Source organism: Paenibacillus solanacearum, from assembly GCF_910593845.1.
In the GTDB taxonomy this organism is placed as follows: Bacteria; Bacillota; Bacilli; order Paenibacillales; family NBRC-103111; genus Paenibacillus_G; species Paenibacillus_G solanacearum.
Window position 1 is genome coordinate 20,685 of record NZ_CAJVAS010000052.1, and the last position, 20,982, is coordinate 41,666.

Genomic DNA, 20,982 nt, shown 5'->3' on the forward strand with positions numbered 1-20,982 from the left:
ATAATTCGGTTATACGAATTACAGCGGACGTTTCGAGATTTACGAGCGGAAATCGTAAGATTTCCCCTACTCGGAATAGGCTTCTCTGTAATAAATGACAACTAGGGCTGTTATTCCGCAGCTAGAATTCCTTCGGCGAATGGAAAGAATCGCTCCTGCTTACTCCATACGATACCATACCGGATACGCCGATCCCCCGGCCAAGACCGAATAAACGCGATTCACAGCACGAACCTCGCAAATGGCCTCGTGGACAAAGCAAACGGCGATTGATGCGGTCGTTTTCACTTGGAAACCAGCAGTACGGCTACAGGTCGGGAAAATGAACCGTCTTGATCTGCCGAACGTTCGTATGGAGCTTTCTGCCGTGTGCGGTAACGAGCTCGGCAATTTGGTCCTCACTGTTAAGCAAAAGACCGGTATAATCCGCTTGCAGCCCCGCGTCGAACACAACGATTTTACCCGCCAGCTTCTTCAGTTGCTCCTCGAATGTACGTGCGAGCGTTAATCCGGAGGGGGCGACCGGCAGCTTGTTTCGCTCAAGCGTGTACGGCGTTCGGTCCGGTGGATACGGGATAAGCCACTTCAAATGAAGCAGCGGAATATACATCGTCTTGTAGACGGGTGAGTAAAACACAAAATAATTCGTCAAAATCGTCGTGACGTAGCCGTGCAACGACTGATTGCCGGTAACGAATATTTCAACGAACATTCCTTTGGAATGAAGCAGTACTTTACGATACGAGAGCTCTTTCTCGTTCCAGATCGGATTATCGTCCGAAGGCGGTTTGGGAGAATTGGAGATTGAAGAGGAACCGGGCGGCAGAGGCTCGATATGCCGCGCATGCGTTAGCGGAATGTACATGTAGCTGTCCCTGGAATACATCACCACAATATCCGGTCCGGCGTCTACCAGCATACCGGTATGCTTCACCCCTCCATCCAGCTCCAAGTCAATCAATCTGCCGATGTATCGGCCGAAGTAACTCATTGCCATGTTCCCCCCTTCTATGATTTACGCAGGCCATATGGCAAAAGCATTACATAGCAGGCCTCGCGGCCTTCGTATGGTATTGGACACTGATCCCCTGTCAAGTATATGCGGTGACCGGTTGTACTGCATATATATGTCCGGCAGAGCTTGCCCGAACTCATTGATCGCCCTTTTATATGATGATCCACTCTTAACTATAAAGCCTCGTTACTATAAAAGAAGGCTCCGGTCCCGAGACCGAGGGGAACTGATCTGCAGCAAGCTGTGGAGGAGGCGACGAGACTGCGCTTGCCGGTCGTTGTTCAAGCAAAAAAAGACACCTGCATATAACAGGTGTCGGTTGGAGGATCGGTATGCTGCGTCGTCCGGTGTGCAGCCATTCGGCCTGGCGAGGGACGTTCGGCTGACTGCTCCTCAAATGTGCAACCATTCGGCTAATCGGCCCGGCGAGAAATACCATCAGCTTGCTGCCCCCGTCGGCATGCAGCCTTTCCGCTCGATCGGTCCGGCGTGTGTCATCAGTTGACTGCACCGTTGCGTATAAAACACATTAAACACAGCCGCCTCACCGGGCTGCGCAAGCAGATCACACGCGATAGCGTCACTCCGTGCCGTGTGCGGAAATCGCATCCGGCCGCTCTTCGAAGACGACGGCGACGCCCAATTCGCGCAGCCGGTCGAAGTAGTCCGGGCACGTCTTCGATACGCAGCCGGGGTCGGCTATGCGGACGCCCGCGACCTTGGCGCCGATGAGCGACAACGCCATCGCCATCCGGTGGTCGTCATGCGGATCGAGCAGCGCGGGCTGCGGCACTCCCGGATGAACCGTCAAGCCATCCGGATGCTCTTCCACGCGGATGCCGAGCTTCCGCAGCTCTTGGCAGATGGCGGCAAGGCGGTCGCATTCATGATGCCGGATATGGGCCGCATCGGTCAGCGTAACCGGACCGTCGGCGAACGGTGCCAACGCGGCGATCGTCAGCGTCTGATCAGACCAGGTCTTCATGCTGATCGTACATCCGCCCCGCAGCCGTTCCGTGCCGATCACTTCGATGGCATCGCCGCTCTTCGTGACGGTGCAGCCCATCCGTTCGAGAACGTTCAATATTTCAATATCCGGCTGGCGCGTATTGGAGTGAATGCCGTGAATGCGTACCCGGCCGTTCGTCAGCGCGGCCAGCGCCCAAAAATAACTGCAGGTCGACACGTCCGGCTCGAGCGCAAGCGAACGCCCGCTGTAAATACCGGGTTCGACAACGATCGTTCGACCTTCGTCCGCCACGATCGGTTCGACGCCGAACGACTTCATCATGTCGATCGTCATTTCCACATAATCCCGCTGGACGACCGGTCCGTCGATCCGGATCGTCAATGGCTTCCTGGCGTACGGCGCCGCCAGCAGCAGCCCGCTGATAAACTGGCTCGATACGGCTCCTGGCAGCACCGCCTCTCCGCCGGACAGCCCGCTGCTGCGAAGCGTGAACGGCAAGCAGCCGCGCGTTCCATCGTACGCGATCTCCGCGCCCTGCCCGGCAAGCGCATCCAGCAGCGGTGCGAGCGGCCGCTCGCTCATGCGGCTGCTTCCGCGCAACCGCCAGGTGCCGCTCGCGGCAGCCATAAGCGCCGCCGGCAAAAAGCGGGCCACTGTCCCGGCCGATCCGACGTACAGCGAACCGCTGCGGTTCGGCCAGCTCCCCACTGCCCCATGAACGACCGCCGTATCGCCTTCCAGCTCAACGGCAACGCCCAGCTCACGCAAAGCCGACATGCACCAGTGCGAATCGTCGCTTTGCAATATGCCGGCGAGCCGGGAAGTGCCCTTCGCGAGTGCGGCCATGAGGAGCGCACGATTGGTCATGCTTTTGCTGCCAGGCACGGTGATGTCGGCGTTCATCGGAAGCGATGGCGGGGAGATCTCCACCGACTCGCTGTCGTTATAGCGCGACCAGGGAGACCTGGCCTCCCGGTCCGGTTCGTGAATGTTGCTATGATCCATTCCTCTCACCCTCTCCAAAGCATCTTTAAGTTTCATTATATGGAGTCATAAGAAATAGATAAAATAGCGTTTTTCACTATCTTCCATAGATATTATCTATACCAAAAAACAGAGCACTACAACAGCACAGTGATACAGCCTATTGACATGTATCATCTGCAGTCTTATATTTTAGTTAGAAATCTAACTATTATACGGAGGCGAAGCATGAACGACAAAGCCGCTTCATCATGGGAATGGAACAACGGACCGGTCGGCCGATTGATCAAGACGACCTATATTACCCTTCGGCGGGAAATCGAAAAGCAGCTGAAGCCGATCGGACTGAGCCACACACAGTGGAGCGCGCTCGGCATCATCAACCACTTCCCCGGCGTGACATCTTCCGAGCTGGAGCTCATTCTTATGATCGAACGCCCCAGCGTAACGAGCCTGATCAACGTCTTGGCGAACAAAAATCTCGTTGTACGCCGGGATCATCCCGACGACGCCCGCTCGAAACAAATTTTTTTAACCGCATCGGGCAAGCAGTTGGCCGAACAAACCGCGCATTTTGCGCAAAACGTTGAAGACCGGATGAAGGAAGGCATGACGCCGGAACAATTCGAAACGCTCAAAGCGCTTCTCGTCCAAACCGTGGGCATATTCGAAACAAAGTAGGAACGCCTGACGGAGCCATCTAATCAATGAAGGAGCTGATGATGAATGCAGGAGAACTTCAACAACCAAACAGCGGCATTTCCACAATGGGCAGGGTTTCATCATATTGCGCTCGTCACACCAGATCTGGACGAGACGATCCGCTTCTATGAGCAGGTGCTGGGAATGCAGGCCGGGCCTGTGTTCGCGGCGGCCGGACGGAGGGGACGGCACTGCTTTATCCGGCCGGGCAATGTAGAGACGTGGGGCATTCATTTTTTCGAAACGGCGGATGCGCGCATATTCCAAAGCATCGACGAGCTGAAGCGTCTGGCGGAACAACCGTCTTCCGATGCGATCTACGGATTCTTGCCGGGAGCGCTTCAGCACATCGCCTTCTCTCTGCCGTCCGAAGCGGACGGACTCGCACTGAGGTCGAAGCTGGAGCAGCTCGGAGTTGTGACCACCGCTATTTACGACCAGGGGCGAATCCGCAACTTTATATTTACGGACAATAACGGCATTCAGCTGGAAGCCGCCTGGCCGAAACCCGGCCACGGCCCGCAACAACGTAGCTGAGCAATAGGGCCCCGTCCTCGAAGCGCTTGCCTGACGCGTAGCATAGGACATTGGACATCTTATCCTACACAGAACAGAAGGACCTCACATTCCATTATAAAATGGAGGTCGAGGTCCTTTTTCAAAAAAATTCAGCCCAAAGCGAAACTCAAAACATCATAATAGACATTCAGGACAGTCCCGCGATCCGCGTCGCCGCCGTTATAGATGCGTACCGCCGCTCGCATCGATGAACTGGCCGGTGACCCAGCGGCTGTCCGGAGAGGCAAGGAAAGCGGCAATGTCCGCGACATCCCCCGGCTGCCCCACTCGTCCAAACACGGACAACGCTGCGGCAAAGCTCCGGCCTTCATCGCTCTGCAGCATCGCGGCATTCATATCGGTGTCGATGATCCCGGGCCGAACGGCATTAACCGTAATGTTCCGCCCCCCGAGCTGCTTGGCCAGCATTAACGTCAACGTCTCGATCGCGCTTTTGGCCATGCTGTAACCGATCAGGTTCGGGAAAGCGATCCGCGTAACCGCCGACGAGAGGTTAATAATGCGCCCTTCATCTCTCAGCCGAGGCAGCGCTTGCTGAATGAGGAACAGCGGCGCTTTGACATTCACGGACATGACCTCGTCGAAAGCTTGCTCCGTCATCTCTTCGATGGATAGCATCTGAGCGATACCGGCATTGTTCACGAGAATATCGAAGGAAGCCGCACCGGTGCGCTCCCGCAGCTGGGCATCGAGCTTTTCCCAAAAAGCGCTGACGCCCTCAAACGTACTGAAATCAGCCCCTACGGCAAATGCCGATCCTCCGCCATCCTGAATGTGCCGCACCGTAGCTTCCGCCGCACTTTGATTGTGAACGTAGTGAACGGCGACAAGCGCGCCTTCGGCCGCCAGCCTCCGCGCTATGGCCTGTCCGATCCCCCGGCTTGCTCCGGTCACTACAGCAACTTTTCCATTCAACCGATCCATCCTGTGATCTCCTCCTGAATACGTAGTCGGCGGGATTCCCGCTTCCCCTTCGTTATACCATGAGGAGACTTTTGTCATGTTGCTGTTCCATTCCGCCCGAAGCCAAGTGCACGCACGCTAATGCACGATACACTTCACGATAAAGGAATGTCGATCGAAAATTCGGTGATGCCGTCATCGCTTTTCATGCGAATGATGCCCTTATACCGGACGACCAGCTGCGTGACGATATGCAGCCCGAGACCGGAATTCGTGCCTGTGTCCTTGGAGGAATAGCCGCGTTCGAATATTTTATGCTGCAGCTCGGACGGTATGGCCGGCCCGGTATTCGAGACGCGGAATTGCAGGTGGCGGCCCGTTATATTCCCGCTCACGCGGACGCTGCGCGCTTCCGGCGCAAGCTCGCCGGTCGCATCGAAGGCGTTGTCGATCAAATTGCATAACATTTTCACCACATCTGTCGCTTTGATCGGGCTCAGCTTGAGCTGCTCCATCTGCTTGAAATCATGCTCAAGCTGAACGTGCAGCGAATCGGCTTGCGAAATTTTGGCGTGCATCAAAGCAATCAGCGCCGGATCCTTGATGTTGACGAGCTCGCCGACGACGCGAATTTCCCCGACAAGCGATTGGGTGTACTGATGCAAGTCATCATACCGCTTCATCGACAAAAAGGCGTGGATCGTTTGAATATGATTGATGAAATCATGCCGCTGCTCCCGGATCGACTGAAACAGCGTTTCGATGTTGCCGACATATACGTCCTGCGCGTCCTGCAGCGCGCTTTCCTTATTTTTGCGGAGTAGTCCTAGCACGACTGCCAGAATCACGACCACGAATGCCGAGCATGCCGCCATAAACAGCATGGACCGCCACAGCGAAGGCTGAATCAGATGCTCCATCTCGCCGTAATCCGCAGCGATTTCAATTAACAGCGGTGAATCCTGCCCTTTGTATTTCATCGAATCCATGACAAGCGGCGAGAAGCTTTTCAATACGTGCTTGCCTTCTGATTCCGCTCTGTACATGACCGTCCTGCTCTCATATAACGCCATTTCGGCGTAATACTGCTCCTGTGCATCCCGGTAACGATACTGGCCGAATAGCGTGTCCCGCTCCGAGTACCAGTGGCTCGGCGTCGGATGCGTTTCATTCCGATTTCGTCCGAGCAGCTTGTCGGAACGCAGCACCGACACCTCCAGCACCACATGCGGGTGATCCTGGGTTACGCGCCGGATCGCATCCGTCATGCCGGTCGACGTTTGAAAATGCTGAAAGCTCGTGGCGTGAACATATGGATTGATGATGTAATTGGTCGTTCCGTCGTAATAATAACCCCACTTGTTCACATCTGCGGGATTGGAGGACGCGGTGTCGATCGGGCCGCTCCAGAAATTCGGCAGCGATTGGCCCATTCCGACCTGCACCGGCTCAAGGCGAAGCATCTGCTGAAATGCGATAAATATCGTGTCCCAGCCTTTGGAGCTAATATTCAAGTCTTTCGGATCCGACGATCGGACGCCGACAATATCGTCTCCCTTGGGCACGAACAGCGTAATTTCGTCGACACCGGCCCACTGCTTCAGCTCCGCCAATTGTTCGTTCGTCACGTTCGCAATATCCGGGTCCAGTCTCGTCTTGACGGCCATCGCCGCGGTGCGGAGCTTCTCTCCGATCAACCGTTCGACATAGGCTTCCCCTGCCGCCGCCTTCTCGACGTTCGCAATGATGCTGTTCAAGAGCAGCATCGTCTTTTCCTTCTCGTTATTCATCAAGATCTGTTTGGCATGATAATAGTACAGTCCGTTCATCAGCAAAAGAATGACGATGAAAACAAGAGAGGCCTTCCACGGGATATGCTTCCATACACTCATGCTTCCATCGCCTCCTGCGCCAAGTTCCTTATCATTATAACAGCTTTCCCGAGTTATGTCTGATTTTGTCGAATAAAGAGGAATAACAGGCTCGCCCGGCCGCCTCCGACTATTGTCTCAGCCCCCTCTAAACGATTATGCCGCCCAGCACCATCCAGATGTTAATGGACATATGCCATACAATCGCAGGAACGATGCTTTTCGATTGAACCGTCATTGCGCCGAAATAAAAGCCGCCGCCGGCAAGGGCGACGCACAGATCCCACGAAAATCCAAGTGAATAATGCTGCAGCCCGAACCCAAGGCTCGTCAGCACAACCGCCCATCGATCGCCGAACTGCTCAGCAAACCGGCTGAGCAGCACGCCTCTCCAAATGAACTCCTCCAGCAACGCATTGGTCATCGCGAACAGGACGGCGAATCCTATTGATTCCTGAATAGAAGTCCATCCGCTGCGCAGCATCAACGGCAGGAAGGCCAAACCGCTAACCGTCATCGCGATTCCTAAAAATACGGAGACGTTCGTCCGCGCCACCCCGGCCCAAATCCAAGGAACGCCCACCGGCTCGTTCCATTGCGGCCTGCCCCCGTACCTTGTGAACGGCAGCTTCCGCGCCAGCGTCAGCAGGACAAGCGGCAGGATCACAAGCAGCAGCGACCCCCGGCTGGCCAGAATGCGCAGCTGCTCCGGCTGCAGCTCGGCAATCCAACGCGAATTCACGTGCAAATAAACAAAAAAACCGGCGCCGAAGCACGTCGCCGTCAGTACAAACCACCGCATTGGCTTATATAAGGCAAGCAGTCCGGCGCATAGGCCCCAGCAGCCGATCAGCGCAGCGGGACCCGTCTGAAGCACAGTTACCAGCGACCCGAACAAGAGCAAGGACGCCGTGCGGCGGAGAAATGCGTGTGTCATCGTCTATCCTCCAGGATCTCTCGGTATCGGTTACGTGCTTATGAACCTTATCGACGCTTCTTGCGTTTTTTGGCCGATTGCAGGTCCAGCTCCTTCTTGATCAAGCGCACGGCGGATTGAATCATGCGATCGATCGGTAATTGTTCTACGACGGAAGTGAGCGTTGGTTCCGGTCCCGATGCGGCCGCATTCAATGTCGCCTCCTGGTCATCCTTCCGGCGCCGCCACTTTTCCGCTTCGCTGCGAATGAACTGTCTCCATTCGCCGTCAGCTTCCGTTGCAGCCTGCGGCAGCTCGGCTTGCGCCGCATCCTCCGCGCGTTCCGCCGGCTCGTCATTTTCCACAGGAGCCATATCGTCGTTACTCATGTCCATCGTTCCTCCCTTGGGGCTGTCCTCCTAACGGCAGACCCGATCCATTCCGTTAGCAGCCTCATCATCGCCTAGCTTCTGTCCGCTGCTTTCTCCATATGCTTATGTGCCGCTTCCCGCCGGAGGAATGGACGAGAGCGGAATTCCGCCGAACAATATGCACGTACCCATGAAATCGGGGACACCCGTACATATACTGAAACTGAACTACGGCAAGAGGCACCGATCTCACGGACAAAGGAAGTGAAACGACGTGGACCTGAAGAAATTGGGACTCGCGGACAAAATGATTTTCATTCTCGGAATTATTATGGGCAGCTTTATTATGACGATTCTCGTGCTTGGCATCATCGTCGCCGTATTGAAAATGTATGCGGACGGTAAAAGGCAGTCCGTGCAAATTCGTTCCGTTCCTGCGCCTGACCAGCCGAAGGAGATGCTGGCAGCGGAGACGTCCGGGCAAGTGCCCCCGGGAGCCGGAAATCGGCAGCACGCGCCTGCAGTTAGTGAAACGGAGTCAGAGCGTTCCATTGAAGCGAATATTATGCTGCTGGAAGCGGATTTGCGCAAGCCAGGCGAGCTCGGTACCGATGCCCGCTTCGAAGCGATCGGCAAGCTGGCGCATGCGTACCGCCAAGCCGGCCGCCATCAGGAGGCGGATTACTGCCTGAGAAGACTGGATAGGGATAAAACAGCAGACGAGGCTTAGACTCGCAGGACGGGAAAGAAACTTAATGGAGGAGGAGAGCCTCATGTCATCGAACCCGCAAGATATCTCGAATTTGATCAGCGGCCTGAAGAAAGATCTTCTGCAATTTACCGAAAGCTATGCCAAGGCGGTAAAGAGCGGAGCCGATATGGCAGGACAGCAAATCATTGAAGCCGCCGAACAATTGGATCAGCCGACCGATATTCCGGCCAGTAAGCTGATCGCCGCCCTGAGGAACGGTGCGCGACATGCCGGCCAGCAATTGATTCATTCGGGAATCGACTTCTTCGGTCAAATGGACAACACGGCAAGCGGTCAAAAAAAGAAAAAGAAGAAGTGAAGCGTCCGCTCTACCCTCGGAACGAAGCGACGACGGCCCGCTGCATGACCATCATCCTTGCGGCCGCAGCGGGCTTCCCTCTGGAGCGTATGTAATCGATATGTTGCTGCTGACCGGAGGAGGGCCGCCTCTTCAAACCTGAACCGACCGCCCCTCCGAATGGAGGGAAGCGGCCGGACAGAATTCTCCGAAGCGGCCGGTATTCCCGGTGCACGCTTTATTCCCGATCATGTTTCGGCGCCGCAAGCGGCGGCCGGACCTCGATCGTCTAGCGATCAAGCCGCCTGATTCAGTCTTCTTGCGGCTGATTTTGCTTCTTTTCTTCCTGTTGTTTTTCTTTTTTGGCTTTGTGCTCTTCTTTCCGCGCTTGCTTTTCTTCCTGCTTCATCGCTTTCTCTTTTTCCTTTTGCTCTTTTTTCTGCTGTTTTTTGGCTTCCATTTGCTCTTTGTGCTTTTGCTGTTCTTCTTTTTTCATTTGCTTTTTTTCCTCCATTTGCGCTTTCTTCGTTTCGTTACTCATGGTTTATCCCTCCGTTGTACGATTCAACACTTGGTTCAGCCGGTGGCGGATGACATCCGGGTTAAAGTACTCCAGCATCTCGATACCCGGCGCATGCTCGAAATAGATCACGTATTTCTTGTAAGGCACTGGGGAGCGCAGCTCGGGGAATCGGAGGCTGATAGGCTGGCCGAGCAAGTCGACTGCTTCATCCCCGTTCCTGCGCCCGGTCTCTTCCACCTTTCTGAACGATTGCAGCCCCATTGAGCTGATTGCCTTTCCAATTCCTTCCCGGCGGCGTGCAATCTTCTCAAACAATGCGGGCGGCACATGCCTCGAGTGGACAAGCGCGATATTGTGAGACACGATAAAGCCGCTCTTCTCGCCCGAAAGAAGCGATTCCCTTACATAATAGGCGGCTCCGGGAGCGTCCTCCGGATGTCCGGACGCCTCCCCGCCAGCCTGCTCCTGCCGTAGAACGGTCACGAGCGTCTTCTCGTTCAGCATCGTCTCCAGCAAATCCGTCGTCCGCCCGTCCGTCGCCAGCAAAATATCGAATATCAACTCTTGCATCAAATGAAGCGCCTTGCCCGCATCCTGCGGGTCTCTGCCCGTCGAATCATGATTTGTCATATACTCTCCTCCATCGACTGTCTGTTCGTGAGCTCGTTTGGAAGCAAGAGCATGGTCGGTCGGGTACGTGTCAACGATACAAGCCCGAATCGCGGAGCCCTTTCCAGAAGGCGTTGAATTCTTCAATATTGATTTGCTGCTTCGCGTCGGAGAGCGCCGCCTCCGGATTCGGATGCACCTCGACCATAATTCCGTCGGCTCCGGCAGCAAGCGCCGCTTTCGCGCAGGAGAGCAGTATATCTTTGCGGCCGGTGGAATGACTGACATCCACGAGCACCGGAAGATGCGTCTCCTGCTTCAATAACGGCACTGCGGAAATGTCGAGCGTGTTCCGGGTCCATTTCTCAAAGGTGCGGATTCCCCGTTCGATCAGCATGACCTGGTCGTTACCGCCATACATGATATATTCCGCCGCCAGGATAAACTCCTCGAGCGTAGCCGATAATCCCCGCTTGAGCAGCACGGGCTTCCCGCTGCGGCCGGCCGCCTTCAGCAGTTCGAAGTTCTGCATGTTGCGGGCGCCGATCTGAAGGATGTCGATATACGGAGCGGCGATATCGATTTGTTCCGCACTCATGACCTCGCTGATCGTGATCAGTCCGATTTCGTCGGCCGCTTGCTTCATGATTTTCAACCCGTCCACGCCGAGACCTTGAAAGTCGTACGGCGAAGTTCTCGGCTTGAACGCCCCGCCACGCAGAACCGTAACGCCGGCCTTCTTCATGGCGGTCGCTACGGCATACAGCTGCTCTACCGACTCGATGGAGCAAGGACCCGCCACCGTGACATGTGAGGCGCCGCCGATCTCCGCGTGCTTGACCCGAATGACCGTATCCTCGCTTTGATGCTGCCGGCTTACCAGCAGCGGGCTGCTCGGCTTCGTTTCCTTCCGCTCTTTTGGAATGTCCGGGAGCAGGCGGGCCATTTCATTCATCAGCTTCGGGTCCTCCATCGGTCCGGCATCCGGCAAACCGAGCTGCTGCTGTTCCTGAACGAATTCACCCGCCATGCGCGCCCGTTCACTCAGCAGATGGAGCAGCTGTCGGTTGATTCCGTCCAATTGAGCTCTCAGTTGTTGCAATTTATCGCTCATCACGAGCACTCCCTTCTCTTCCTCCAATGTCAATAACCGTTCCCGGCAGCCTTACGCTTCCATTTCACCGTTTCCTTCCGAGGCTTCGGCCAGCAGCTCCCTAGCCCTCCCGTTCCCCGGTTCACGGGACAACGCTTCCTTCCATGCGTCCAGCGCCCGCTCCGGCTTGCCCAGCTTCATATAGCATTCGCCGAGCGACACCCATACGTCCGCATCGTCCACGTTGCGATCGATACAGTACCGGAACTCCGCCGCAGCCGCAGCCGGATCGCCGCCGAGCGATTCCGGGGTATACAGCAGCCGGGAGCCATTGACTCGTCGCGCCATAGCCTGTGACGGGTCCAGCTCCAGCGCGAGTGAAACGTGCTGCTCCAGCAGCGGAAGCAGCCTCAGCTTCACCGGCATGCTGCCCGCTTCGATGAGCCGCCCGTAGGCAGCCGCCAGCCAGGCATGCGCTTCCGCGCTCCGGGCATCCGCGGTCACCGCCTGCTGAAACAGGTCTCGCGCCAGAGCGAACTCGCCGTCCGCCAGCTTGCGTTGTCCAAGGCGCAGCAGGTACTGCAAGCTGGCGGACGCATCCGGCCTCGATACGCTCCCTGGCTGCCGCTCAATGTACACCGGCTTGGTGGACGGCGCATTATTGGCGAGAACGGCCCGGTCGAGCAGCGATGCGTCCGTGACGATCTGCACGGTGACTGGCACATGCAGCCTGGAGGATAATACGCCGGCAAGCTCATCCGCTAGCCAGCTGCCGGCATCATGGGAATCGAGAAGCGCATGCAGCCCGTTCTCCTGCTCGATCACCTTCCACGCATCGGGCACGGGGGAGAGCGAGTATACCGCTTCTTGAATATCCCAAGCATCCAGAACGGTCCTGCCGAATCGGATCCGGTCCTTGCTTCTGCCGTAATGCGTCATTTTGCCGCCCGTACGGCCGCAGGCGCACGGAGAATGCTCGACCGAGATCATATCTTCGTTAAAATACCGCAGCAGCGGAGAGCCTTGATGGGATAACGTCGTGATCGCCGCAAACCCTTTTTCCCCGCTGGCTGCAGGGCCCGAACCGTCTTCGCGCAGCACCTCCACGAAGAAATCATCCTCTACGATATGCATCGCGCCGTATTCGCACATCGTGGCGATGTTGGCCGTTTCCGTCGAGCCGTACATATTGAACACAGGGACGCCCCACAGCCTTTGGATATGCTCCCTTCGCTTCTCGCCCAACAATTCTCCGGCGACGCATATGGCCCGCAGCGAAGGAAAATCCTGATGCGCCGCCATCCCCCGAAGACGCGCCGTTTCCGCCAGCAGCTCCATCTCGCGCGGAAGCCCCGCCAGCACGGTGACGCGCAGCCGTTTCATCAGATCGAGCACTTTGGGGTACGGCGTGACGGTGGTGCGGCTGCTGGCCGGGACGATCCCGGCTCCCGTCTGCCAAGCCGCCTGCTCCATTAAGAAGGCGGGCAGCGCCAGCGCGTAAGGAAACCGGACCAGCACGAGATCGTCCGCCGTCAGCCGAGCGCCGCAATCCTTCAGCTGTCTCCCGCCGGCAGCCAAATCTTCGCGGGTAAACCACGAAGCAGAGGGCTCGCCGGTCGTCCCGGTCGACTCGTGGTAGTGCGCGATGTCTTTCATCTCAACAGCCAGATGACCGAACGTTCCGGCCTTCCGAAGATCTTCTTTCGTTGTGAACGGCAGCGCCGGAATGTGATCCAATCCCGCGCCGGCGAGCTCATAGCCGGACAGTTTTTGCCGATACAGAGGGGAGCCTGCCAGGCGCGCCAACAAATTCTTGAACTTGGCCTCCCTCCCCTTGCCGTTGTCGACCATAAGGACACCTCCTTTCGAAAACATGCGCTCCAGCACACATGACGCAGCGAATTTCCATCGCAGACGACAGAGGTTGTCTCCGCCCGTTTACTGGAATATCCGGGTCGCCTTGCCGAAGGTGCGAGGAATATCGTGCCTGATTTCCACTTCGCACTCCACGCCGATCCGCTCGAACATATGCTTTTTGATTTTGGACGCCAGCTGCTTGTCGCTCAGCTTCGTCCGGAACGGCTCGGCTTCGATCTTGAACTTCCCTTTGTTCAGCTTGAAGTGGTACCACATGCCGACATCGGGAATTTCCATCAGGAAATGCTCAATCAGGAACGGAGAATAATCTTCGCCGCCCAAGCGCAGCATGCTCTCCATCCGGCCTCGCAGATGCAGGACGTCCATCGTGATGCCGCAAGCGCACTGGGACGGCTGCAAATAGCCGATATCCCCGGAGCGGTACCGCACCATCGGCATGCCCTCGCGCAGCAGCGTCGTGACGATAATTTCTCCGGTTTGTCCGTAAGGCAGCGGCTTTTCCGTAACCGGATCGATTATCTCCACTTTCACATGCCCTTCCATGAGGTGATAACCTTTGTGATGGCTGCACTCCACCGCGACGCCGCCGCATTCGGTCGAGCCGTAGAAGAAGGACACCTCGCAGCCCCACCATGCTTCAAGCCGCGTGCGGAAGGTGTGGGAGCAGCCTTCGCCGGTGAGTATGATTCGTTTCAGCTTAATATCCTCGCCGATTTTAATGCCGTACCGCTCGCTTTGCTCCGCCAGAAGCGCCGCATAGGACGGCGTCGTGGCCAGCACTGTGGCCTGGTATTCTTTCATCAGCTCCAACGATTTATCGACGGGAGCCATGTATCCGCCTTTGCCGAGCGACAGCACCGCCGTGCCGAATGCAAACTGGAACAGCCGCTGGAATCCGAGACCCGGCAGCGCAAACTCGTACGGCAGCGCAACGGCGGCCACGTCGGCGTCCGTTTCCTTGAACAATTCCAAATATTTGGGCAGCAGATCGTACACGTATTGATCAGCCAGCGTGTAAGCGGTATAGATCGGCTTGCCCGACGTTCCGCTCGTGAGATGCACCTGGCCGATTTCTTTCGGGTCGACGCATAATAATTTTTGTTTATCTCCCCGAATGACGTCTTTGCGCAGCAGCGGTACCGTCGACAGCTGCTCCAGCCGGTCGATCTTCGGCTCGGTGAAGCCGGCTTCCTCCAGCTTCGCGCGGTAATGTTCGTTCCGGTTCCAGACATGCGCCAGCGTCGCGTTGATCGCTTCCAGCTGATAGTCTTCGATTCGCTGCCGGGGCAGCTTCTCTATCGTTCTTCCTTCGTCGTCCAGCTGTTTATAGAAAGCTTTGAATTGTTCCAGATGGGACGCATGCTCGTCGATCGAAACCGTCATCTTGTGAGATTGCAGTTTCATATTCATCCTCCTATTCCATTTCCGCAGAAAGCCCGGGCCATCGTGACCCGCGAGAGGATGGCGCCGCCGTCAGGCTGCGAAGCAGCGTCATTCCCGGTTCCGGTTCTCCAGGCTCAGCTTCGTGCGGGACGATAACAAGTTCAGAATCCGGGCCACCGATTCGCTTACCGAATACCGGTCCGATTCGATGACCAGCTCCGGCCGGTCCGGAGGCTCGTAAGGCGCGGATATGCCGGTGAACTGCGCGATTTCACCCGCTCTCGCCTTTTGGTACAGCCCCTTCGGATCGCGCCTTTCGCATTCGCTCAGCGAGCATTTCACGTAAATCTCTATAAAATCCCCTTCGCCGACAATCGACCGCGCCATCTCGCGATCCGCCCGATACGGAGAAATGAACGCGGTTACGGCAATCATGCCCGCATCCGCGAACAGCTTTGCCACCTCCGCAATTCTGCGAATGTTCTCCTTGCGGTCTTCGGGCTGGAACCCGAGATCCTGATTCAAGCCGTGACGGATATTGTCGCCGTCCAGAACATAAGAGCGGCAGCTCGCCTGATACAGCGCCTTCTCCAGTGCATAAGCCAGCGTAGATTTACCCGATCCCGACAGGCCCGTAAGCCATAGCACGCTGCTATGATGTCGATTCAGCCTGTACCGGTGATCTCTTGTAATATGGGATGGATGCCGCGTAATGTTCGTTTCCAACCGATTCTACCCTCCCACAGCGAATCTATAGTGTGCGTTATACCCATCGGAGGCAAGGAGCCGGCGGTCGCTTCCGCTTCTTTCTTGTTTCTCGCTAGGACCCTTTCCTCGCTTACTTCCCATTGATCAGTGATCTTCCCCCCTTCCGGATTACTCTATTTATGAGATGCAAGAGAAACAAGACTTGACTCAGACAAGTGTATATTTTCGATAAAGTAAGCATTTCATCCAACCGCCGATTGCAAGACTCACATATCGTAACTAGCATAGAGCGATCGAACCTGAAGGAGGGAATTAAGCCTGTGTTGCTGTACGGGTTGGAAAATGACCAAGATTTCCAATATGTTCATACGCGCCTCCTGGTCAGCTGTCCGGCCAGCGGTCCGGACGAAGGAGGATTGTTTTTGCTCGACTTTCAGCGCAACGCCATGCAGAAGCTGTACACCGCCAGCTGCATGGGGATGGCGTGGGCGGATAACAAGCTCATCGTGGCGACCGACGATAACCAGATCCTTGCTTTCGATTCGGCGTTCCGGCTGACATCCAGAACGAAGCACCGGAAGCTCGATTTCCATGGCGTCGCCAAGCTCAGCGAGCGGGTAGTTCTTGTGGCCGAGACAGCGGTGAATGCGATCGGCTGCTATGAGACCGATACGTTCACGCGAATCGGAGAGATCCGTTTCAATCCGATAGAGAAAGATATTCATCATATCAACGACATTTGGTTGGAAGGTTCGACGTTATATGTTTCGATGTTCTCGCCCTATGACAAATGGTTTTTGGACCCGATGCAGCGGAACGGCGCGATTATCGCTGTCGATTTGACCGGCTTTCATCCGCATGACAGCATCGGCATTGACCCGGCGAATCATATTGTCGTGAGCCGCCTGTATATGCCGCACACGGTTATGGTGCATAACGCGCAGCTGGCTTATTGCGACTCCATGTCCTTTTACGCCGTTACCGGAAACGATACGAAAATTCAAGTGGCGGGCTTTACGCGCGGATTGGCCATAACGGACGATACGGTCTTTATCGGGCAGAGCCGCATGAGACATGTGCTGCGCATTCCTCACGAAATGTCCAACTGCAGCCTTGACGGCGGAATCTACGTCTACAATCCGGAGTTCCGAATCTCCCGATTTGTGCCGCTTCCTGCACAGCAGGTGTACCAGATTCTCATCCTTCAACAGCAATTTCCATCGGGAGGTTAATCGTTCATGGCCAACGACAAACAGAAGAAACCGTTAGAAGAAGTGAAGAAGCTTCATGCCAAAGGCGTCGACGGCGACAAAAAAGCGGCGAAAAACGCGAATGAGAAGCTGGCGAAGCTGCGGGAAGCGGAGCCTTCCGATGCGCTCATCGAAGCGTACTACGGCAGTTCTCTTGCTTTGCTGGCGCGGGATGCGGCGAAGCCGCTGGAGAAGGCCGATAAGGCGCAGGAAGGGCTTGACGCACTGAACCGGGCCGTGAAGCTCGATCCGGGCCATAAGGAAATCCGGCTGCTGCGCGCCAACGTGTGCGTACGGCTGCCAGAGTCATACTTCCAATGCTCCAGGACGGCGATCGAGGATTTTACGTTTCTGCTGGACCGTTATAAGGAGAATTCCAGCTATTTGTCGCATAAACAGGTAAGCGAGATCTTACGCCAACTGAGCACAGCCTATCAAAATGCGGGAAATCCCGCCGAAGCGAGCGCGGTACTGCAGCGTCTAGCCCAGCACAAATCCGCGAAAAAGTAACGCGAACAATTCATAACGCAGGGGGGAAGGAATCCGTTGACAATTCAAAGCGTAAAGGTCAGCCAGCTATCCGCCTCGTTCCACGAGAGGCTGAATCACATCATCCGGCTGCATGGCGAAGGCGTCGTAGGCAATGCAGCTTCCGTTCAGGAAGCGAACCGGCTGCTGGAGCTGCTGCGGCGCGATTACCCGGGCGTTCCTCTTGCGGAGGCCTATCATGGCAGCACGATGATTCTGGTCGCCCGGGACGCGACGAAGCCGCTCGACAAGCTCAAATGGTGCAAGAACGGATTAATGCTCCTGGACAAGGCGGTGGCCGCCGCACCGCATGACCTCATGGTCCGGCTGCTGCGAGGCAAAGCTGCCGCTCAACTGCCGGAGAAGTACTTCAAACGGACGCAGACGGCGATCGAAGACTATACGTTCCTGATCGATCAGGAATTGCGTCAGCCCGGCGTCTTGGAGGCGGACGAATATTCGAACATCATTTATGAGCTGGGCGAAGCGTATTCCAGCATCGGCCGGAACCGGGATGCCGTCATGTGCTGGAGCAATCTGCAAACCCGGACGCTCACGCCGGACATGCGGCAGCGCGTCAGCCAAAAGCTGCAGGCGGCGGAAGGCAAGCCCGCGGTTGAAATCAAACCGCCGGCCAACAGCGTTCAGGCGATATTGATCGGAATCGGCGCCCGCACCACCGGCGACGCCCTCCAGCATTGGGGACAGCCGAAAAAGAAGAAGTCGGCGGAGAAGAAAAAAGAAGCTTCCCGCAAAGCAAATCAACCCGATGAGACCGCAGCCAAAAAAGAGAAGAAAGACGAATCGGTATTAAAAAAGGAAAAGAAAGAACGCGCTGCATCCAAAAAAGCGAAGAAAGATTCGTCTTCAAGCCAGAAGAACAAGAAATCATCCAGCAAACCGAAAAAGAATAGCCGCAAGCATTAAACGAGCAGATCCACAGCCGCGGTTCGGTCTCAGGAGCTTTGAAAGGAGGTGAGCATCATGTCCAACATTCGGAGAAAAATCATCAAACGGGTAAAAAAGCAAGCGATGCCTTACATTAAGTCGGCTTTGAAAACAGGAGCCAATACGGTCAGCGAACAACTGCTGATCGTGGCCGATGACCTGGATCAGCCCATCGACGAAATCATGGAGAAAGTAGGAAATGCGTTGAAAAGCGGTCTGATTGCAGCCGGGCAAGAAATTGCCCGCAAACAAGCCAAAGCCCGCTGAATGCGTCTGGCGGCGGCAAGGCGGCGGGTGTATGCCGGTCGCCTGCCCGCCAAAGGCGGCAGCAGCACGTTTCTTGCCTTCAAACGAAAATGCCCTAAGCTTCTATAAGCTCAGGGCATTTTCGCTTTATTGCGCGTTATTGGGTTCACTGCCGCTTCCGCCTTCGAGCTGCCGCAGCAGCCCGGCCGCCTTCTCGTTGTCCGGCTCGCGCCGCAGCGCCTCTTCCAGCGCATCCGCCGCTTGGTGCGGCTCCTCCGTCTGAATATAGCATTCGGCGAGCGCCAGCCATACGTCGGCCTCATCCATTCCTTGGGCGATGCAGTAGCGGAATTCATCGATCGCCGCCGCAGGATCGCCGCCGAGCATTTCCGGCGTATTCAGCATGCGGGCGCCGTTCATCCTTCGGGCAAGCGGCAGCGACGGGTCGATGTCGAGGGCGATGGCCACTTCGTTCTCCAGCATCTGCAGCAGCTTGACCTTCTCCATCAAGCTCCACGCGCCTTCGATCCGGCGGCCGTATACCGCAGCCAGCCATGCGTGCGCTTCGGCGCTGCGGGGCTCCAGCGCCGCAGCCTCTTCAAACCGCTGCTGCGCTTCGTCATACTCCAAGCTTTTGAACTTGGCGTAACCGCACTGAAGTATGTCATGCAGCCGGGTCGCATCGCGCTGCTGCGAATAGTTCTCCTGTTTGTCGCTCGGCATAGTATCGTTCCTTTCTTGACCATTTGCTGCTGTTCTGACCGAATGGAAACAACCCGCAGCATTCGCTTCCATATTTTATTCCGCATGCCGTCTATAAGTATGGACCATTGCAACATTTTTGACGGTTGTTTACTCCTTCTTGCATCTCATTGCGGCTCCAGCAGCTCCGTTAAGCGGGATATGACGCGATCGGGCCGGCAATCCGGCGGCAGCCGCTTTTGCTTGCGGTTAATCCACACGACCGGAATGCCGGCCATGCGTGCGCCTCCCACATCATTGGCGAGTGAATCGCCTACATGCAGCGCTTCATGGGGCTTGACGCCCGACCGCCTCAGCGCTTCGGCGAACATTTCCTGCCGCGGCTTATACGATCGAACGTCTTCGCTGGTGATGAGACGGTCCCCTTCCAGCGCCAGGCCGCAGCTGCGGGTCGCCGCGATCAGATCGGAGCGGTCGATATTGGACAAAATATATACCGGCAGCTGCGTCTGCCGAAAAAATGCCTCGCTGTCTTCGAACAGCCCGGGCTTCATCCAATGCTCGAACAAAATCCCGGCGAGCTCGTCGGGATTTTCCGGCGATTGGACGGAGGCCAGCGTCTCGTGCAGCGCCTCGATTTCCAGCGCTCTTTGCGTTTGGAACCGTTCACCGTACGCTTCGGCGCATTTGCCGCAAAACCGTTTCCACCAAAACCGGCCAATCTCTGAAGATACCGCCGGAACCGAAGCGGTGCTTGCGATTCGCTTGCACAGCATGTCGATGTAAGCATCGTCTTCATGGACGACCGTACCGTAAAAATCCAGGAATATCGCTTTAGTCATGTCTCGCGCCGCCTCTCATGAACTTTCATTAAGTTAATACGTTACTAATTTAACTCGATAACGCATTAACATAACAAAATATTAGTCCAACCTTTTCCATTTGGCAATAAACAATTATCGATTTCTTCATTGTTTTCCTCCGTGCCGTCTCGGTCTGCCCTCCACTCGATCCATTTATGTTAAAATATAGAATGTCCAATTGGGGAGAAGGAGTGACCGCCGTTGTTTTATGTCAATGCCCGTGCCATTGTCGAGCGAGAATCCGACGGAAAGACCGAAATCATCATTCAAACCCGTGTCAAGCCTAACGAGCCGAGGCAGCTGGAGCTGCCGGGCGGACGGGTTGAGCCCTTCGAATCGCTGACCGGCGCGCTGCGCCGCGAAGTGAAGGAAGAAACCGGACTTGAGGTCACCTGGATCGAAGGGGAAGATACGCGGATCGACACGGACGGCATCCATCCGCATGCCGTTGTGGAAGCAATTCGGCCGTTCGCCGCCTACCAGACGCTGAAAGGCGGGATCGATTCCGTCGGCTATTACTTTGTTTGCATGGCGGAAGGCGAGCTGCTCGCGCAAGGCGACCAGACGCATAACCCGCGCTGGATTACCGTAGACGAGCTGGCTGAGCGAGTGCGGAACGAGCCGCAGCAATTTATTGGCATCGACTGCGCCGCCATCCTGTTTTACTTAAAGCATCGCGTCAAAGACCCGCGATTCTGATCGCTTAGCGCCCGGCGCTTCACCCGCTCGCTGCCTTGCGTGCCGACCGGCCGGATCACGTATTCCGATGCAGCTAGAGTGAAGGGCTGAAACTTTCAGCCCCTCCTCATCAAACCGTACGTGAGGTTTTCCCTCATACGGCTTTCCGATGTTCGTCTTTCATGTGCATGCAGATTACAAGAGCGTCTTTAA

At 56.1% G+C, this 20,982-nt stretch carries 23 protein-coding genes; 9 read left to right on the forward strand and 14 right to left on the reverse strand.

The genetic code is table 11. From position 1 onward, the window contains the following. Nucleotides 1-307: 307 nt before the first annotated feature. Together KXG62_RS30055 and aroA are read right to left on the reverse strand one after the other, a co-directional pair. On the reverse strand, nucleotides 308-997 hold the full coding sequence (locus KXG62_RS30055; RefSeq protein WP_246627710.1) for a DUF2642 domain-containing protein: 690 nt from the start codon (nucleotides 995-997) through the stop codon (nucleotides 308-310). 598 nt (nucleotides 998-1,595) lie between these two features. Beyond that, entirely contained in the window at nucleotides 1,596-2,990 is a 1,395-nt protein-coding gene (gene aroA / locus KXG62_RS30060) for a 3-phosphoshikimate 1-carboxyvinyltransferase (protein WP_218095708.1), read from the reverse strand. A 207-nt stretch (nucleotides 2,991-3,197) separates the two neighbouring features. Here aroA and KXG62_RS30065 point away from each other — a divergent pair, with 207 nt between their 5' ends. Both KXG62_RS30065 and KXG62_RS30070 read left to right on the forward strand, forming a co-directional pair. Then, nucleotides 3,198-3,650, forward strand: a complete 453-nt coding sequence (locus KXG62_RS30065) for a MarR family winged helix-turn-helix transcriptional regulator (RefSeq protein WP_218095709.1) — start codon at nucleotides 3,198-3,200, stop codon at nucleotides 3,648-3,650. 45 nt (nucleotides 3,651-3,695) lie between these two features. Next, entirely contained in the window at nucleotides 3,696-4,208 is a 513-nt protein-coding gene (locus tag KXG62_RS30070) for a VOC family protein (protein ID WP_218095710.1), read from the forward strand. Nucleotides 4,209-4,409: 201 nt separating this feature from the next. On the opposite strand, the gene KXG62_RS30075 is transcribed toward KXG62_RS30070, so the two are convergent. The 4 genes from KXG62_RS30075 to KXG62_RS30090 all read right to left on the reverse strand — a co-directional run bounded on the left by KXG62_RS30075 (nucleotide 4,410) and on the right by KXG62_RS30090 (nucleotide 8,329). Continuing rightward, nucleotides 4,410-5,174, reverse strand: a complete 765-nt coding sequence (locus KXG62_RS30075) for an SDR family oxidoreductase (protein WP_218095711.1) — start codon at nucleotides 5,172-5,174, stop codon at nucleotides 4,410-4,412. Nucleotides 5,175-5,308: 134 nt separating this feature from the next. After that, a complete protein-coding gene (locus KXG62_RS30080; RefSeq protein ID WP_218095712.1) occupies nucleotides 5,309-7,045 on the reverse strand; it encodes a sensor histidine kinase in 1,737 nt (578 codons plus the stop codon). 127 nt (nucleotides 7,046-7,172) lie between these two features. After that, a complete protein-coding gene (locus KXG62_RS30085) occupies nucleotides 7,173-7,961 on the reverse strand; it encodes a CPBP family intramembrane glutamic endopeptidase (RefSeq protein WP_218095713.1) in 789 nt (262 codons plus the stop codon). Between the two features lie 47 nt (nucleotides 7,962-8,008). Next, nucleotides 8,009-8,329, reverse strand: coding sequence for a hypothetical protein (locus tag KXG62_RS30090; RefSeq protein WP_218095714.1), 321 nt, complete (start codon nucleotides 8,327-8,329; stop codon nucleotides 8,009-8,011). 256 nt (nucleotides 8,330-8,585) lie between these two features. Here KXG62_RS30090 and KXG62_RS30095 point away from each other — a divergent pair, with 256 nt between their 5' ends. Further along, nucleotides 8,586-9,041 (forward strand): hypothetical protein, encoded by a 456-nt coding sequence (locus KXG62_RS30095; RefSeq protein ID WP_218095715.1) that lies wholly within the window; start codon nucleotides 8,586-8,588, stop codon nucleotides 9,039-9,041. A gap of 43 nt (nucleotides 9,042-9,084) precedes the next feature. After that, a complete protein-coding gene (locus tag KXG62_RS30100; RefSeq protein ID WP_218095716.1) occupies nucleotides 9,085-9,381 on the forward strand; it encodes a hypothetical protein in 297 nt (98 codons plus the stop codon). Between the two features lie 289 nt (nucleotides 9,382-9,670). On the opposite strand, the gene KXG62_RS30105 is transcribed toward KXG62_RS30100, so the two are convergent. The 6 genes from KXG62_RS30105 to cysC all read right to left on the reverse strand — a co-directional run bounded on the left by KXG62_RS30105 (nucleotide 9,671) and on the right by cysC (nucleotide 15,572). After that, the gene (locus tag KXG62_RS30105; RefSeq protein WP_218095717.1) at nucleotides 9,671-9,901 is read right to left on the reverse strand and encodes a hypothetical protein; all 231 of its coding nucleotides are present in this window, start codon (nucleotides 9,899-9,901) and stop codon (nucleotides 9,671-9,673) included. 3 nt (nucleotides 9,902-9,904) lie between these two features. Then, nucleotides 9,905-10,513 (reverse strand): 4-hydroxybenzoate synthetase, encoded by a 609-nt coding sequence (locus KXG62_RS30110; protein WP_218095718.1) that lies wholly within the window; start codon nucleotides 10,511-10,513, stop codon nucleotides 9,905-9,907. Nucleotides 10,514-10,583: 70 nt separating this feature from the next. Next, nucleotides 10,584-11,606 carry a bifunctional 3-deoxy-7-phosphoheptulonate synthase/chorismate mutase gene (locus KXG62_RS30115; protein WP_218095719.1) on the reverse strand — a complete coding sequence of 341 codons (1,023 nt, stop codon included), beginning with the start codon at nucleotides 11,604-11,606 and terminating at the stop codon, nucleotides 10,584-10,586. A 51-nt stretch (nucleotides 11,607-11,657) separates the two neighbouring features. Then, the gene (locus tag KXG62_RS30120) at nucleotides 11,658-13,436 is read right to left on the reverse strand and encodes an AMP-binding protein (RefSeq protein ID WP_218095720.1); all 1,779 of its coding nucleotides are present in this window, start codon (nucleotides 13,434-13,436) and stop codon (nucleotides 11,658-11,660) included. Between the two features lie 87 nt (nucleotides 13,437-13,523). Then, nucleotides 13,524-14,867 (reverse strand): phenylacetate--CoA ligase family protein, encoded by a 1,344-nt coding sequence (locus tag KXG62_RS30125; protein WP_218095721.1) that lies wholly within the window; start codon nucleotides 14,865-14,867, stop codon nucleotides 13,524-13,526. An 87-nt stretch (nucleotides 14,868-14,954) separates the two neighbouring features. After that, nucleotides 14,955-15,572 (reverse strand): adenylyl-sulfate kinase, encoded by a 618-nt coding sequence (cysC, locus tag KXG62_RS30130; protein WP_218095722.1) that lies wholly within the window; start codon nucleotides 15,570-15,572, stop codon nucleotides 14,955-14,957. 302 nt (nucleotides 15,573-15,874) lie between these two features. Here cysC and KXG62_RS30135 point away from each other — a divergent pair, with 302 nt between their 5' ends. From KXG62_RS30135 to KXG62_RS30150, 4 genes are read left to right on the forward strand one after another with little or no spacing between them, the layout of a single operon-like run. Continuing rightward, on the forward strand, nucleotides 15,875-16,786 hold the full coding sequence (locus KXG62_RS30135) for a DUF4915 domain-containing protein (protein WP_218095723.1): 912 nt from the start codon (nucleotides 15,875-15,877) through the stop codon (nucleotides 16,784-16,786). 6 nt (nucleotides 16,787-16,792) lie between these two features. Then, nucleotides 16,793-17,314 carry a hypothetical protein gene (locus KXG62_RS30140; protein ID WP_218095724.1) on the forward strand — a complete coding sequence of 174 codons (522 nt, stop codon included), beginning with the start codon at nucleotides 16,793-16,795 and terminating at the stop codon, nucleotides 17,312-17,314. A 36-nt stretch (nucleotides 17,315-17,350) separates the two neighbouring features. Beyond that, nucleotides 17,351-18,259, forward strand: a complete 909-nt coding sequence (locus tag KXG62_RS30145) for a hypothetical protein (RefSeq protein WP_218095725.1) — start codon at nucleotides 17,351-17,353, stop codon at nucleotides 18,257-18,259. A 57-nt stretch (nucleotides 18,260-18,316) separates the two neighbouring features. Beyond that, on the forward strand, nucleotides 18,317-18,547 hold the full coding sequence (locus KXG62_RS30150; protein ID WP_218095726.1) for a hypothetical protein: 231 nt from the start codon (nucleotides 18,317-18,319) through the stop codon (nucleotides 18,545-18,547). 126 nt (nucleotides 18,548-18,673) lie between these two features. On the opposite strand, the gene KXG62_RS30155 is transcribed toward KXG62_RS30150, so the two are convergent. Continuing rightward, on the reverse strand, nucleotides 18,674-19,249 hold the full coding sequence (locus KXG62_RS30155) for a tetratricopeptide repeat protein (protein WP_218095727.1): 576 nt from the start codon (nucleotides 19,247-19,249) through the stop codon (nucleotides 18,674-18,676). A gap of 146 nt (nucleotides 19,250-19,395) precedes the next feature. After that, nucleotides 19,396-20,070 (reverse strand): HAD family hydrolase, encoded by a 675-nt coding sequence (locus tag KXG62_RS30160; RefSeq protein ID WP_218095728.1) that lies wholly within the window; start codon nucleotides 20,068-20,070, stop codon nucleotides 19,396-19,398. A gap of 222 nt (nucleotides 20,071-20,292) precedes the next feature. Here KXG62_RS30160 and KXG62_RS30165 point away from each other — a divergent pair, with 222 nt between their 5' ends. Beyond that, a complete protein-coding gene (locus KXG62_RS30165; RefSeq protein ID WP_218095729.1) occupies nucleotides 20,293-20,790 on the forward strand; it encodes an NUDIX hydrolase in 498 nt (165 codons plus the stop codon). Nucleotides 20,791-20,982 lie beyond the last annotated feature (192 nt).

Excerpts from the sequence above, each read along its gene's own strand:
- KXG62_RS30150 (WP_218095726.1), top strand. The coding sequence starts at position 18,317 with ATGTCCAACATTCGGAGAAAAATCATCAAACGGGTAAAAAAGCAAGCG.
- KXG62_RS30085 (WP_218095713.1), bottom strand. The coding sequence starts at position 7,961 with ATGACACACGCATTTCTCCGCCGCACGGCGTCCTTGCTCTTGTTCGGG.
- KXG62_RS30070 (WP_218095710.1), top strand. The coding sequence starts at position 3,696 with ATGCAGGAGAACTTCAACAACCAAACAGCGGCATTTCCACAATGGGCA.
- KXG62_RS30125 (WP_218095721.1), bottom strand. The coding sequence starts at position 14,867 with ATGAAACTGCAATCTCACAAGATGACGGTTTCGATCGACGAGCATGCG.
- KXG62_RS30065 (WP_218095709.1), top strand. The coding sequence starts at position 3,198 with ATGAACGACAAAGCCGCTTCATCATGGGAATGGAACAACGGACCGGTC.
- aroA (WP_218095708.1), bottom strand. The coding sequence starts at position 2,990 with ATGGATCATAGCAACATTCACGAACCGGACCGGGAGGCCAGGTCTCCC.
- KXG62_RS30055 (WP_246627710.1), bottom strand. The coding sequence starts at position 997 with ATGGCAATGAGTTACTTCGGCCGATACATCGGCAGATTGATTGACTTG.
- KXG62_RS30140 (WP_218095724.1), top strand. The coding sequence starts at position 16,793 with ATGGCCAACGACAAACAGAAGAAACCGTTAGAAGAAGTGAAGAAGCTT.
- KXG62_RS30080 (WP_218095712.1), bottom strand. The coding sequence starts at position 7,045 with ATGAGTGTATGGAAGCATATCCCGTGGAAGGCCTCTCTTGTTTTCATC.
- KXG62_RS30090 (WP_218095714.1), bottom strand. The coding sequence starts at position 8,329 with ATGAGTAACGACGATATGGCTCCTGTGGAAAATGACGAGCCGGCGGAA.
- KXG62_RS30075 (WP_218095711.1), bottom strand. The coding sequence starts at position 5,174 with ATGGATCGGTTGAATGGAAAAGTTGCTGTAGTGACCGGAGCAAGCCGG.
- KXG62_RS30115 (WP_218095719.1), bottom strand. The coding sequence starts at position 11,606 with ATGAGCGATAAATTGCAACAACTGAGAGCTCAATTGGACGGAATCAAC.
- KXG62_RS30105 (WP_218095717.1), bottom strand. The coding sequence starts at position 9,901 with ATGAGTAACGAAACGAAGAAAGCGCAAATGGAGGAAAAAAAGCAAATG.
- KXG62_RS30160 (WP_218095728.1), bottom strand. The coding sequence starts at position 20,070 with ATGACTAAAGCGATATTCCTGGATTTTTACGGTACGGTCGTCCATGAA.
- KXG62_RS30100 (WP_218095716.1), top strand. The coding sequence starts at position 9,085 with ATGTCATCGAACCCGCAAGATATCTCGAATTTGATCAGCGGCCTGAAG.
- KXG62_RS30155 (WP_218095727.1), bottom strand. The coding sequence starts at position 19,249 with ATGCCGAGCGACAAACAGGAGAACTATTCGCAGCAGCGCGATGCGACC.
- KXG62_RS30110 (WP_218095718.1), bottom strand. The coding sequence starts at position 10,513 with ATGACAAATCATGATTCGACGGGCAGAGACCCGCAGGATGCGGGCAAG.
- KXG62_RS30120 (WP_218095720.1), bottom strand. The coding sequence starts at position 13,436 with ATGGTCGACAACGGCAAGGGGAGGGAGGCCAAGTTCAAGAATTTGTTG.